Annotated in this window: 10 protein-coding genes and 1 tRNA gene; all 11 read right to left on the bottom strand. The window is 37.6% G+C overall.

The genetic code is table 11. The features are described 5' to 3' along the window. Positions 1 to 26: 26 nt before the first annotated feature. The 11 genes from CYO92_RS06485 to rplL all read right to left on the bottom strand — a co-directional run bounded on the left by CYO92_RS06485 (position 27) and on the right by rplL (position 15,046). The gene (locus tag CYO92_RS06485; protein ID WP_103589485.1) at positions 27 to 614 is read right to left on the bottom strand and encodes a hydrogenase-4 component G; all 588 of its coding nucleotides are present in this window, start codon (positions 612 to 614) and stop codon (positions 27 to 29) included. An 82-nt stretch (positions 615 to 696) separates the two neighbouring features. Further along, complete coding sequence (locus tag CYO92_RS06480) at positions 697 to 1,131, bottom strand: Dps family protein (RefSeq protein WP_021090517.1); 435 nt, start codon at positions 1,129 to 1,131, stop codon at positions 697 to 699. Between the two features lie 150 nt (positions 1,132 to 1,281). Then, positions 1,282 to 1,659: a rhodanese-like domain-containing protein gene (locus tag CYO92_RS06475; protein ID WP_021090898.1), complete on the bottom strand. Its 378-nt coding sequence runs from the start codon at positions 1,657 to 1,659 to the stop codon at positions 1,282 to 1,284. Between the two features lie 404 nt (positions 1,660 to 2,063). Continuing rightward, a tRNA-Arg gene (locus tag CYO92_RS06470) sits at positions 2,064 to 2,140 on the bottom strand. A 79-nt stretch (positions 2,141 to 2,219) separates the two neighbouring features. Then, the gene (fusA, locus tag CYO92_RS06465) at positions 2,220 to 4,298 is read right to left on the bottom strand and encodes an elongation factor G (RefSeq protein WP_087576841.1); all 2,079 of its coding nucleotides are present in this window, start codon (positions 4,296 to 4,298) and stop codon (positions 2,220 to 2,222) included. A gap of 12 nt (positions 4,299 to 4,310) precedes the next feature. Next, on the bottom strand, positions 4,311 to 4,781 hold the full coding sequence (gene rpsG / locus CYO92_RS06460; RefSeq protein ID WP_021090980.1) for a 30S ribosomal protein S7: 471 nt from the start codon (positions 4,779 to 4,781) through the stop codon (positions 4,311 to 4,313). 78 nt (positions 4,782 to 4,859) lie between these two features. Continuing rightward, a complete protein-coding gene (gene rpsL / locus CYO92_RS06455) occupies positions 4,860 to 5,258 on the bottom strand; it encodes a 30S ribosomal protein S12 (protein ID WP_021090705.1) in 399 nt (132 codons plus the stop codon). 131 nt (positions 5,259 to 5,389) lie between these two features. Then, positions 5,390 to 5,779, bottom strand: coding sequence for a DoxX family protein (locus CYO92_RS06450; RefSeq protein ID WP_103589486.1), 390 nt, complete (start codon positions 5,777 to 5,779; stop codon positions 5,390 to 5,392). Positions 5,780 to 5,900: 121 nt separating this feature from the next. Further along, entirely contained in the window at positions 5,901 to 10,415 is a 4,515-nt protein-coding gene (gene rpoC / locus CYO92_RS06445; protein ID WP_021091033.1) for a DNA-directed RNA polymerase subunit beta', read from the bottom strand. Beyond that, on the bottom strand, positions 10,402 to 14,547 hold the full coding sequence (gene rpoB, locus CYO92_RS06440; RefSeq protein WP_103589487.1) for a DNA-directed RNA polymerase subunit beta: 4,146 nt from the start codon (positions 14,545 to 14,547) through the stop codon (positions 10,402 to 10,404). The genes rpoC and rpoB overlap by 14 nt, the downstream gene beginning before the upstream one ends. A gap of 118 nt (positions 14,548 to 14,665) precedes the next feature. Next, entirely contained in the window at positions 14,666 to 15,046 is a 381-nt protein-coding gene (gene rplL, locus CYO92_RS06435) for a 50S ribosomal protein L7/L12 (RefSeq protein ID WP_021090592.1), read from the bottom strand. Positions 15,047 to 15,054 lie beyond the last annotated feature (8 nt).

The following is a 15,054-nucleotide window of genomic DNA, read 5'->3' as shown; positions in this document are numbered from 1 at the left end:
ATCTTAGGCGAGCCTGCCTAAGATAGTTAAGCTGAAACATTTAAAACGTTACCGCCAAGCTCGGCGATCTTTTTATCAAGTGTCTCAAGGGTCTTTTCAATAGTCTTTTGTGAAATTTCAGGGAGCTCACCTCCCCAAATTTTCTTCGCATCCTCAAAACCCTTTGCCACGCCCTCTCTACCGGCTTTTAGTTTTTCCACGTCATCACCTGCACCATTTAGCACAAAGCTAGCTATCCTCTCAGCCGTATTTGCAATACCAAAAAATCCATTCTCACTAATAAGATCATTTGCCTCGTCACTACTTAGCTCGTTTAAAGATTTACCGTTATAGCCGGTACTTACAAGATCAAGTCCTGATAAAATTTCTGATAAATCTTTAGGCGCATTAAAGCTTAAGCCACCTTGAGCTAATAAATTTGAACTACTACTTTTAACGATCTCTTTTTGATACTGCAAAAAGTAGCTATTTGAAATATCTTTGGCTGTTAAATTTGTAATTTCAGACTCTTTTTTAGAGATACCTTTTTCATCTTTATGAAGTGAAATTTCTGATTTTACATTTTCTTTTAGGCTTGAACTATTATATGAGTTTGCGATTTGAGAAATTTTCATTTTGGCTCCTTAAAATTTATAAAATCAATATCGCCAAAAAATAGAATTTATTTAGATAAAGCGGGAAAACTCCCGCTAGTAGTTATTTGCTAAGTGTTGCGTTTAGCATCCAGATCGCTTTTTCAAATTTTGCGATTTGATCTTGTGCATACATTTGAGTTGTTGTATCGCCTTCTGCAAGTTCGTCAAGCTTTTTAAACTCGCCCAAAAGGTGTTTATAATCAGCCAAGACAATCTCTAAAACCTCAGTTGGAGTGTAAATTTCTTTTGGCTCGTGTTTGATGTGAGTAACTTTTGCTAGCTCCTCAGCCTTGACGATAGGTCTGCCACCAAGCATGAGAGCTCTCTCAGCTGCATCGTCAAATATCTCACTCATATCTTCGTAAGCTTTTTCTGTGTATTCATGAACGCTAAAAAATTGAATACCTTTTACATTCCAGTGAAGATCGTGAAATTTAATATAAAGTGCATTTGCATCAGCCTGAATAACATTTAATTGTAAAATAACTTTTGACATTTTGTCTCCTTCTTTATTATAAATATGATGAAATTATATATAGCTAGAGTTAATCGGTGGTTAATCAAATAATAAATTTTATTATTTGATATAAAATTTGACTACAAAATAAATTTATCTTGTAGTCAAATATAGGATCACAAAATTTGTCTATTTTTTATAAGGCGTAGTTTTATAGCCTTGCTCGATCAAGCTACTCATACCTCCATCTAAATTTATTATCTTAAGATCTGAGCTATCTATCGCTGCGGCTGCTGCCGTACTTCTTCTGCCGCTTCTGCAAACAAGAGCAATAGGTTTTTTGATATCAACTGCCTTTGAAAGCTCCTCCAAAAATGCACTCTTATCGTTTGGATTAAAAGTTATAGTCTTTGCACCTGCGATAACGCCAGTCTCTTGCCACTCAGATGGAGTTCTTATATCGATAATCTGATCATATTTTTTGATCTCATCTGGGCTTATGTTAACGGTTTTAACATCAGCTGACAACATGCAACAAACGGCTCCTAAAAGTAAAATTTTTTTCATCTATTCTCCTTAAATAAATTTTTGAAATGTTAGCACGGATTATTAAATATATAAAAATTTTTGTTGATAAAATTTATTAGTTTAGATAAAAATTAATAATATAACGTATTGATAAAAAAGCTAAACCCACTACGAATGCATATATAGATAAACCGACTAGATTGATGGAAATATAGTCATTTACCATTATGTTTTTATAAAATTTCTCTTTGATATTAGTGATCTTATTTGCATATCACTTGTAATCTTTTTTATAAAGTCCATTCTTTACATTTTTTCTTTTACTATATTATACTGATCAGCATAAGAGCATTTTTATAAATTGCTATATCTTATTATACGTTTTAGTATATTTAAAAAACACTTGTTTGAGCACTTTGTATTTTACAAAGGCGATTGTATGATGGTGTCCCCAACAGGGTTCGAACCTGTGACCTTAGAATTAGGAATTCTACGCTCTATCCAGCTGAGCTATGAGGACAATTCACATATTTTGTAGATAGATTTTATCAGAATAATTAATTTTTGAAGGACAGATTACTCTGCCCTTCCTTGGTTAATTAGCCATTTCTTTTTTTAATGATCTCATCACTTACGTTTTTAGGAACTTCTTCGTAGTGATCGAATTCCATTGAATAAGTTGCACGGCCTTGAGTCATTGAGCGAAGATCTGTTGAATATCCAAACATTTGAGCTAATGGACAATAAGCTGCAATGATCTTCACACCATTTCTATCATCCATTGAATTTACTTGGCCACGGCGTTTGTTAAGGTCGCCTATAACATCACCCATATACTCTTCTGGAGTTTCAACTTCAACCTTCATCATAGGCTCAAGAATAACAGCACCTGCCTTTCTAGCACCTTCCTTGAATCCCATTGAAGCAGCAAGTTTAAATGCCATTTCAGATGAGTCAACTTCATGGTAGCTACCATCAAAAAGGGTAACTTTAACATCTTCGACTGGGTAACCAGCAAGAACACCACTTTGAAGTGCCTCTTTGCAACCTTTTTCAACAGCTGGAATATATTCTTTTGGAACAACACCACCTTTGATATCATTAACAAATTCAAATCCACTAGCAGCTGGAAGCGGCTCAATACGTAAAAATACGTGACCATATTGACCACGACCGCCTGATTGTTTAGCATACTTATACTCTTGTTCAACTGTCTTACGAATAGTTTCACGATAAGCAACTTGTGGTTGACCAACTTCAGCATCAACTTTAAATTCACGAAGCATACGATCAACAATGATCTCAAGGTGAAGCTCACCCATACCACTAATAATAGTTTGACCACTCTCTTCGTCTGTACTAACTCTAAAACTTGGATCTTCTTGAGCTAGTTTTTGAAGTGCTATTGCCATTTTTTCCTGGTCAGCTTTTGTTTTTGGCTCGACTGCAACACTAATAACTGGCTCAGGGAAGTCCATTCTCTCAAGGATAACTTTATCTTTTTCACTAGCTAGAGTATCACCTGTTAGAGTATTTTTTAGACCAACAACAGCGCCGATCTCACCAGCAAAAAGCTCGGTAATCTCTTCACGTTTATTTGAGTGCATTTTTAGCAAGCGACCGATTCTCTCTTTGCAGTCTTGAACTGTGTTGTAAGCATAGCTACCACTTTCAAGGCTTCCTCTATAAACACGGATAAATGTTAGCTGTCCAACAAATGGGTCAGTCATAATCTTAAACGCAAGAGCGGCAAATTCGCCATCATCTGTACTTTCAACAGTTACTTCAGCGCCATCTTCATAAACACCATTTATTGCTGCGATCTCATCTGGAGCTGGTAAATAATCAACAACAGCATCAAGTAGAGGTTGAATTCCTTTGTTTTTAAACGCAGTTCCGCAAAGCATAGGCGTGATAGTCATTCTCAAGCAGCCTGCTTTTATGCCTTTTTTGATCTCTTCTTCACTTAGCTCTTCACCAGCAAAAAATTTCTCCATCAAGCTATCATCTGTCTCTGAAACTGCTTCGATTAGTTTTGCACGGTATTCCTCTGCTTTTTCTTTAACTTCAGCTGGAATTTCTTCTTCAACGTAGTCAGTTGGTTTTTTCTCATCATTCCAAACATAAGCTTTCATTCTTACAAGGTCAACCACACCTCTAAAGTTATCCTCGGCACCTATAGGAATTTGAATAGGAATTGGGTTTGCTTTTAGTCTTTCCCTGATCTGCTCTTCAACTCTAAAGAAATTTGCACCAATTCTGTCCATTTTATTAACAAAAACAATTCTTGGTACGTGATATTTATTTGCTTGTCTCCAAACAGTTTCTGATTGTGGTTGAACACCACCAACAGAACAAAATACTGAAACAGCACCGTCAAGAACACGCATAGAACGCTCAACTTCGATAGTAAAGTCAACGTGTCCCGGAGTGTCAATTAGGTTTATTTGATAACCCTTCCAAAATGCCGTAGTTGCAGCTGAAGTAATAGTAATACCACGCTCTTTTTCTTGTTCCATCCAGTCCATGGTAGCAGCACCATCATGAACCTCACCTATTTTATGGCTCATACCAGTAAAGAATAAAATTCTCTCACTAGTAGTTGTCTTTCCAGCATCAATGTGAGCCGCAATACCGATATTTCTTACCTTATGTAAAGGCGTTTTTCTCTCTGCCATACTAATTCTTTCTTACCAGCGGTAGTGAGCAAATGCTTTATTAGCCTCTGCCATCTTGTAAGTATCTTCCTTCTTCTTGAAAGATGCACCTTTTGAGTTTGCCGCATCTAAGAGCTCATTCGCTAGTTTATCTATCATAGTTCTTTCGCTTCTTTTTCTAGCGTAAGTTATAAGCCAGCGGATAGCAAGAGCTTGTTGGCGAGCTGGGCGAACCTCAACTGGTACTTGATAAGTAGCACCACCAACACGGCGTGATTTAACTTCTAGAATAGGTTTTACATTTTCGATAGCATCATTAAAAACATCGATGCCTTTAACCTCAGCATTTTTCTTTTCTATGGCTTTAATAGCACCATACATTATCTCAGTAGCGACGCTTTTTTTGCCATCATACATAAGAGAATTAATAAATTTAGTGATTATTTTATTTCCGTAAATCGGATCAGGTAAGACTTCCCTTACAGGGGCTTTTCTTCTTCTCATTTTGATCTTTCCTTCAAATTTTTATGAAATTTTACTCAAACGTTTGCAAATTTTAGCAACGTCTGCGAACCTAAATTTTTACTTTTTTGTTGCAGCTGCAGCGCCAGCTTTAGGGCGTTTAGCACCATATTTAGAACGAGAAACTGTTCTTTTTGCAACACCAGCAGTATCAAGTGCACCACGAACGATGTGATATTTAACACCTGGTAAGTCTTTAACCCTACCGCCGCGAACTAAAACGATACTGTGTTCTTGTAGGTTATGACCTTCACCGCCGATATAGCTGATGACTTCAAAACCACTTGTTAGCCTAACTTTGGCAACTTTCCTCAAAGCTGAGTTTGGTTTTTTAGGAGTTGTAGTATAAACCCTAGTGCAAACTCCTCTTCTTTGAGGGCACTCTTTTAACGCTGGAGATTTTGACTTAACAGTCACTTTCTTGCGTTCTTTTCTGACCAATTGATTTATGGTTGGCACAATAATTCCTTTCAACTAAATTTATTAAAAAGACCTAATTTTATTTAAAATAAACTTAAATAACGGTTAATAAGTTAGACTTACTCACCTAATTCTTGATTTTATAAAAATTCTGCTGTCTTTATTTTGCATTAGTCTTGTTTGACAGCATATTTGCCACTACCTGTCAAAAGAATACAAAGTGAAATAGCAATATAAAGGTAAATAAGTTCTGATTTAAAACCATTAACTTCATTTAATGCAAATAAATTTGTAAATCCATAGTACGAGTATAAAATAGTAATACTAGTGCCTAAAACTAGGATAGCACCTACTCTTGAATAAAAACCAATAATTAACATAATGGGTGCTAAGACCTCTCCAAGGTAAGAAAAATATGCCAAAAATCCAGGCAAACCAGCATTTACTAATATACCTTTTACCCCACTAAGTCCATGTAAAATTTTACCAAAACCATGCATAAAAAGGCAGATACCAAGACCTAAACGTATAAATAAAAGTCCAAGATCAACATTTTTCATGAATTCTCCATGATGTGATTTAAAAATAAGGATTTTATTAGGTGATAGTTAATAGCTTGTAAATTTTTAATTGATTTAATTTTTTAAGGAGGTTAAGCCCCAAAAATAGGGGCTTAAAGGACTAGTTTTCTTTGATTTTTACTTTTTTATCCTTATAAAAACCAGTTCCAACCGGGATCATACGCCCAAGGATAACATTCTCTTTTAGATCCTCAAGATAGTCAAATTTAGCAGCAATCGATGCTTCTGTTAAGACTTTAGTTGTCTCTTGGAACGATGCAGCAGAGATCACACTATCACTTCCGATAGCCGCTCTTGTAACACCAAGAAGGATCGGCTCAGCAATAGCTGGCTCACCACCCATGTTCATGATGCGCTCGTTCTCTTCTTTAAATTTATTTCTTGAGACCATATCGCCAACTATGAAATTTGTATTTCCACTATCAACGATTTTAACCTGGCGAAGCATTTGAGAGACGATGATCTCGATATGTTTATCTGCGATCGCAACACCTTGGCGACGATAAACTTGTTGAATCTCGCTAATCAAATAATAATGAAGCGCTTTTTCGCCAAGAATTCTTAAAATATCGTGGCTTGAGATTAGCCCATCAGTTAGTTTCTCGCCAGCGTGGACAAATTCCCCATCTCTTACTTGAATCTGACGACTTTTCTCGATCAAATACTCAGCAGTTGTGCCATCTTCGGCTTGGATGATTATGCGCTCTTTTGAGCGAAGTGGCTTATCAAATCTAACCACACCATCAATCTCTGCAACAATAGCTGTATTTTTAGGGCGTCTTGCTTCAAATAGCTCACTAACTCTTGGAAGACCGCCGGTAATATCTTTTGACTTAGCAACAGCTTTTGGGGTCTTGGCCAAAATATCAGCCTGAGCTACTTCATCACCACTTGAGACAAAGATCGCAGTTTTTGGATCAAGCGGATACTTAATTAAATTTCCTTTTTTAGTAGCGATAATAATCGCAGGTTTTACACCGCTTGGCAAATACTCATTGATAACAAGACGTCTTTGTCCAGTCGCCTCATCTGCTTGCTCAGTCGCACTATATCCTGGCTCAATATCCTCAAAGCTAACCACACCAGCTTCTTCAGCAATAGTTGGAGTTGAGTATGGGTCCCACTCAGCAATAATCAACTTATCATCTTTTTCAGGCAATGAGACTACTGTTGCTCTCTCAACTGCATCATTATCAGAAACTTGGATGATAGAATTCCTTGGGATATAATGGCGAACTGCCTCACGTCCATCTTTATCAGAAACAACCACAAAGAAACCTTTTTCAGTTACTTTGTGACCTTTTTTGATATCTTTAACCCTATCAAGATAATCACCTTTTAGTATGAAAAATTTAACCACACCATTTGCGTCGGCTAAAATTTTACGAGTTACCGGATCTCCGTCTGAAATTTTAAGTTCACTAGCGTATGGGATACGATTTGGGATATTCCAACCCTCTTTTATTATCTCAACGATACTTTCATTCTCTTTTACTTTATCGCCACTTACATAAGGTATATACATCTTTCCTTCGATCTTTCCGCTAACACCAGCTAATTCGTTTGGCTTAGCAAGATCATTTCTTCTAATTGTATATTTAACCTCTTCTTTTTTACCTTTTATCACGATATTTACATCTTCGTGGGCATATTCGATCTCTATTTTGCCGTCAATCGTTGATTTAATCTTTGGCTCAACAAGTAGCACAGCTGCGCTTCTTCTATTTGCAACGATCTTCTTATCGCCGTTATCATAAGTATTAAGGTTGTAATATCTAATAAAACCTTCTTTTTGAGCAATTACTTGACGATCTTGTTGCTCAGTAGAAGCCGTACCACCGATGTGGAATGTTCTTAGTGTTAGCTGTGTACCTGGCTCACCGATAGACTGAGCTGAGATAATACCAACTGCCTCGCCTGGTTTTACAAGTTTGCCCTCGCCCAAATTTAAGCCGTAGCATTTTGCACAAACACCTTTAGGTGCTTTGCAAGTAATAGGCGTTCTAATGCTCACTGATTTTATACCAGCCTCAGTTATAGCTCTAGCTTTTTCTTCATCAAGTAGCGTGCCTTCGCTAAATAAAATTTCATTAGTTATAGGATCGATCACATCATCTGCTAAAACACGGCCCAAGACTCTTTCTTCAAGGCTTTCTATTAGCTCGCCGCTCTCTGTAATATCTGTGATCTCAACACCCTCGTGTGTACCGCAGTCATGCATTGTTACTTTAACGTTTTGTGCTACGTCGATTAGTTTTCTTGTTAAATAACCGGCGTTAGCAGTTTTTAGCGCTGTATCTGCAAGACCTTTTCTAGCTCCGTGGGTAGAGTTAAAGTACTCCATTATATTTAGACCTTCACGGAAGTTTGAAATGATCGGCGTTTCGATGATCGAACCATCAGGTTTTGCCATAAGACCACGCATACCAGCTAGCTGGCGAATCTGCGCTGCACTACCTCTCGCACCCGAGTCTGCCATCATATAAATAGAGTTAAATCCGCCCTTATCATTTTGGATAAGCTTCATCATCTCGCTTGCAACGCTGTTGTTTGTATCTGTCCAGATATCAATGATCTTGTTGTATCTCTCACTATCTGTTAAAAGACCAGCGCCGTATTGCTTTTGAATTTCGCGAACTTTTTTCTTAGCTTCGTCAATATATTTTTGCTTGCTATCTGGCACGATTATATCAGCAATAGAGATAGAAATTCCCGCTTTTGTCGCATATCTAAAGCCTAAATTTTTAAGCTTATCAAGGAAGTCAGCCGTTACTTCAAGACCGCCATTTCTATAAACATAATCAACCAAATTTGCAATGTCTTTTTTCTTCATGATCTTATTCCACATATTTTCAGGAACAAAATCAGGAAGTATTGCTCTTAAAATCAAGCGACCAGCCGTCGTAAAGATGATCTTGTTATCAACCATTGTCTTAATTTTTGCATGAAGACCAAGAGTATTAGCCTCTTCAGCGATCATTACTTCATCAACGCTTGAGAAAATTTTATTTGCACCTTTTTCATCGTTTCTCTCTAGGCTTAGGTAATAAATTCCCAAAACCATATCTTGTGAAGGGACTGTGATAGCCTTACCACTTGCAGGAAGCAAGATGTTCATTGAGCTAAGCATCAAAATTTTGCACTCAGCGATAGCTTCCTGCGATAGTGGTACGTGAACAGCCATTTGGTCACCGTCGAAGTCAGCGTTGAACGCCGCACAAACTAGTGGGTGAAGCTGGATCGCCTTGCCCTCAACAAGCACTGGGTGAAACGCCTGGATAGAGAGCTTGTGAAGTGTCGGAGCACGGTTTAGCATGACTGGATAATCTTTAACGACCTCTTCTAAGCACTCCCAAACCTCATTTGTCTTATCTTCTATCATCTTTTTAGCTTGCTTAACAGTTGTCGCATAGCCTTTTTCTTCAAGGCGAGCAAGCAAATGTGGTTTAAATAGCTCTAAAGCCATCTTCTTTGGAAGACCGCACTGATCCATCTTTAGCTTTGGACCAACAACAATAACAGAACGTCCAGAGAAGTCAACACGCTTACCTAGCAAATTCTGGCGGAAACGGCCTTGCTTACCTTTGATGATCTCGCTTAGTGATTTTAGCGGGCGCTTATTTGCACCTTTTACTGCATTTGCTCTGCGGCCATTGTCAAATAGCGCATCAACAGCTTCTTGAAGCATTCTCTTTTCATTTCTTATAATGATCTCAGGTGCGTCAAGCTCAAGTAGACGTTTTAGACGGCTATTTCTGTTTATTACGCGGCGATATAGGTCGTTTACGTCTGAAACAGCAAATTTACCACCATCAAGGCTGACTAGCGGTCTAAGATCAGGTGGAAGAACTGGTAAATTTGTTATCATCATCCACTCTGGGCGGTTGCCTGAATTTAAAAAGCTCTCGATAACTTTTAGGCGTTTTACGATAGTCTTTTTCTTGGCCTCAGAATTTGTAGACTCCATCTCTTCTTTTAGTTGATTTAAAATTTCCATCAAATCAAGCTCGGCTAGCATATCATAGATGACCTCACCACCCATTCTAGCTGTAAAACCAGTCTCTTCGTATCTTGAAGCTAGGCTTTGATATTGCTCTTCATTTAAAACATCGTATTTTTCAACTTTTTTAGAATTTTCATTGTCGTAATAAGCCTCGCCAGCATTATCAACAATGTATGCCTCATAGTAAAGTACGCGCTCAAGATCCTTCATCTTAATACCAAGAAGTGCACCAATACGGCTTGGTAAGAAATTTACATACCAGATGTGAGCCACTGGAGTTACAAGCTCAATGTGACCCATGCGAGAGCGGCGTACTTTAGATGTCGTTACTTCAACGCCGCACTTTTCACACTTGATGCCTTTATAACGCATCTTTTTATATTTGCCGCAAAGGCACTCGTAGTCACGGATCGGTCCAAAAATTTTGGCACAAAACAAGCCGTCACGCTCAGGTTTTAGTGTGCGGTAGTTGATAGTTTCTGGCTTTTTAACCTCACCATAACTCCAAGATTTTATCTTCTCAGGACTTGCTAAACGAAGTTGAAAAGCTTCAAAATCACGAGGTCTATGCTCTTCTTTTATCTCAACTGGTTTTAAATTAGTTAGTTTCATTTGTCTCATCCTCATCATATACTTCTACATCAAGAGCTAGTGATTTTAGCTCGTTTGTTAGAACAAAGAACGTCTCAGGGATACCAGTCTCAGGAACGTTTTCACCTCTTGTTAAAGCTTTATAAGCAGATAGTCTTCCCTCAACATCGTCTGATTTTACAGTTAGCATCTCTCTTAGTGTATGGGCAGCACCATAAGCCTCAAGTGCCCAAACCTCCATCTCACCAAACCTTTGACCACCAAATAGTGCCTTACCACCGACAGGTTGCTGTGTAACAAGGCTATATGGTCCAGTGCTTCTTGCGTGGACTTTCTCATCAACCAAGTGGTGAAGTTTTAGCATATACATACAACCAACATTAACACGTTCTCTTATCTTTGAGCCTGTGCGTCCGTCATATAGTTCAGTTTTGCCGTCGCTATCTATTTTTGCCATCTCAAATAGTTTTGCAAATTCGTCAGCTTTAACGCCTTCAAAAATCGGAGTTGCAAATCTTACGCCATTACTCCAATCTTTTGCATATTCAAGAAGCTTCTCATCGCTCATCTTACCAAGAGCTTTTTTAGCGTCCATTAGCTTAGCAACACCTGCTATCTCTATCATCTTAGCTCTTAGCTCTTTTATCCACTCGCCTTTTTTAGTTTCAAAAATTTCATTGATCTGCTCACCTAAGCGATAGCCAACAAGACCAAGGTGGCTCTCTAAAATTTGACCGATGTTCATACGGCTTGGAACGCCAAGTGGGTTTAGCACGATGTCTACAATCTGACCGCTTGGAAGATACGGCATATCGACTTCTCTAACTATATTTGAAACGATACCTTTATTACCGTGACGTCCAGCCATCTTATCGCCGACTTTTAGTTTGCGTTTTGTAGCTATGTAAACTTTTACAAGTTTTACAACACCGCTTGGTAAAATATCGTCTTTTTCTAAAATTTCTATCTTAGCGTCGTGCTCTTCTTTAAGCTTTTTCTTCTCATTTTGGAAGTAATTTTTTAGCTCATCGTATTTCTTTTGAATATCTTTTGAAAAGCTTTTAACGATAGCATTTAGAGTAAACCTATTTATATTTTCAAGATCAGCCTTATTGATCTTTGAGCCTTTTTTATACTCTTTTTTATTTACCTCTTGATCGCTTGCTAGTGGATTTTTAGAAAGAAGTGCTGTAACTTTTAGCATCTCTTCGCGGTCTAGCATAAGCAGTCTATCGTGATGTTCTTTTTCTAAAAGAGTCTTCTCTTCTTCGTAAGCTTTATTTGTTCTGCTATCTTTTTCATAACCTTTTTTGGTGAAAATTTTAACATCAACAACCACGCCTTCCATCGAAGCTGAAGCGTAAAGCGATTTATTTACCACGTGGCCAGCCTTTTCACCAAAGATCGCACGTAATAGTCTCTCTTCTGGAGTTGGCTTAACCTCGCCTTTTGGAGATACTTTACCAACAAGGATCATACCAGGCTTGATCTCTGTACCAATTTTGACAATACCACTCTCATCAAGGTGCATAAGCTCCTCTTCTTTGACGTTTGGTATATCTTTTGTTATCTCCTCAACTCCGTCTTTTAACTCACGAGCCTCGATCTCTTTTTCATAGATATGGACACTTGTAAAAGCATCTTCACGTATCATTTTTTCACTAATGACGATCGCGTCTTCGTAGTTGTAGCCATTCCAAGGCATAAATGCAATTAGTGCGTTTTTACCAATGGCTAGCTCGCCTTTTTCCATACTTGGACCGTCAGCAATTATTTGACCAGCAACGATCTCATCACCTTTTTTAACTATCGGATGTTGAGAAAAAGTCGTATTTTGGTTTGTTCTTAAATTTTTCTCCAAAGAGTAGTGATCAATATATGGACCAGCTTCGTCTTCGCCTAAAATGAATATATTTTTATTATCAACCTTTTCAACCACACCACTACGTTTTGCTTTTACGCTTTCCCATGCATCTCTTGCAATAACGCTTTCCATACCTGTTCCAACAATAGGAGCAGTTGAGCGAAGTAGTGGCACTGCCTGACGTTGCATGTTTGAACCCATGAGAGCACGGTTAGCATCATCATGCTCTAGGAATGGAATAAGTGAAGCCGCAACACCAGCTATCATACCAGAACAAAGGTCGATCAAAGTAACATCTTCTCTACGGGCAAGCATCATCTCGCCATCTTTTCTAACCTCAATCAAGTCCTCAACAATGTGTCCATTTTCATCAAGTTTAGTTGATGCTGGAGCTATAACATTGCCCTCCTCTTGAGTTGCGGTTAAATAAACTATCTCATCAGTCACTTTGCCATCTATAACTTTTTTGTAAGGTGCTTCAACAAAGCCAAGATCATTTACTTTTGCATAGGTTGAAAGCGTATTGATAAGACCAATATTTTGACCTTCTGGAGTCTCAACCGGACAAATTCTGCCGTAATGAGTTGGGTGAACGTCACGCACCTCAAATCCAGCACGTTCTTTTACTAGGCCGCCCTCGCCAAGTGCAGATAGACGGCGCTTGTGAGTAACTTCACTAAGTGGGTTTGTCTGATCCATAAACTGGCTTAGCTGACCACCTGTAAAAAATTCCATAATTGTAGCTGTGATCATTTTTGGGTTAATAAGGTCGTATGGCATAATCTCTTCAGTATTATTGCTTAAGCTTGTAAATTTGTCGCGGATTGCCTTTTGCATCTTTACAAAACCAAGGTGAAGTTCGCTAGCGAGTAGCTCACCGATTGACCTTATACGGCGGTTGCCAAGGTGATCTCGGTCATCAATGTGACCTTGTCCGTTTTTAACCTTTATAAGATATTTTGCAGTTTTTATGATATCTTCGCTTGTTAGTAAGGTAACGTATTCTGGTACATCAAGTGAGAGCTTATGATTCATCTTCATACGACCAACTTTTGTTAAATCATATCTCTCAGGGTTAAATAGCATATCATTTACAAAACTCTTTGCAGCCTCTTTGACAACTGGCTCTCCTGGTCTCATAACCTTATAAATTCTAATAGCTGCAAGATCGTTTTCATCATCCACGCCCTCAGTTTGTTTTAAAACCTTAAGCATATCGTTGTCAGCTATGAAAGAATTTATAATTGCATCATCAACACCAGCAGCAGAGTTATTTATAATCTCAATACTTTCATGCTCAGCTAAAATTTTTGCAAGTTTATTCTCGTCAAGAGCAGATAGTGTATCATATAAAATTTCTCCACTCTCTGTATTTATTACAGGGTTTGCCAAATATCTACCAATAAGTGCTTCAACTGGGTATTCAACGAATTTTACGCCATCTTCAATCAACTTATCAGCTTTTTTCTTGGTTAGACGCTTGCCTGCTTGGTGAAGAATTTCTCCATCTTCGTTTTTTATATCATATTCAACTCTTCCCAAATAATCTTCAGGATTAAAAAGAGTTAAGAATTTGTTATTTTTAATAATTAAATTTTGTATTGAATAAAACAACTTAATAATGTCTTGTTTTTTATATCCAAGCGCCCTAAATAATATAGTTACTGGTACTTTTCTACGTTTATTTATCCTAACATATAAAATATCTTTTGTATCATATTCAAAGTGTAGCCAAGAGCCACGATCAGGTATTATTTGAGCTGTATAAATTAATTTATTTGCAACAGTCGCGCTCTCTTCTTGTTTAAAAATAACACCTGGGCTTCTATGGAGTTGATTTACAACAACACGCTCAACACCATTTATAATAAATGAAATTCTATCAGTCATTAGTGGAATTTCGCGTATAAAAATTTCTTGTTCTTTTATATCTTTAACACCGACTTTATCACCTGTCTTATCATCTTTCTCATGAACGATAAGACGTATTTTCATCTTTAAATTTACAGAGTATGTAAGACCTCTTTCTATACACTCTCTGATTGTATATTTTGGTTTTCCAATTTCTGAGCCAACATATTCTAAAGTCAAACGATTTTGTGGATCATGTATTGGAAAGATTGATTTAAAAACTTTTTCTATACCGCTTTCTGCTTGATTGTTATTTAGATTTAAAAAATTATCAAAGCTCTTTTTTTGTAGTTGTAGTAGGTTCGGAACGTCTATCTCCTTAACGACATTAGAGAAGTCAACCCTAAGACGATTTCCTGAGTATAAGCTATTTAACATTGCATCTACCTCGTGGTGATTTTGAAAGAAAAGTATAGCCTTTTAACAAGGCATCTAAAATTTAAAAAAGAGAGAGCCTGTGCCCTCTCTTGAAATATTAAGCTCAAATAATAAAAAATTATTTAAGTTCAACCTTAGCACCAGCTTCTTCTAGCTCTTTTTTAGCTGCCTCAGCCTCATCTTTGCTAACACCTTCTTTAAGAACAGATGGTGTTCCCTCAACTGCGTCTTTAGCTTCTTTAAGACCAAGACCAGTAAGCGCTCTAACAACTTTAATAACGTTGATTTTCTTATCACCAGAATCAACCAAGACAATGTTAAATTCTGTTTTTTCCTCTGCTGCAGCTGCTGCACCGCCTGCTGCAACAGCACCACCAGCTACCATTACAGGAGCTGCGCTAACACCAAATTTCTCTTCAAACTCTTTTACAAGTTCACTAAGCTCAAGTACAGAAAGATTAGATATAAACTCTAATACATCTTCTTTAGTAATTGCCATTTTTAATC

Source organism: Campylobacter concisus (assembly GCF_002913715.1).
In the GTDB taxonomy this organism is placed as follows: domain Bacteria; phylum Campylobacterota; class Campylobacteria; order Campylobacterales; family Campylobacteraceae; genus Campylobacter_A; species Campylobacter_A concisus_AG.
This window is presented reverse-complemented; position numbering and strand designations above follow the sequence as displayed.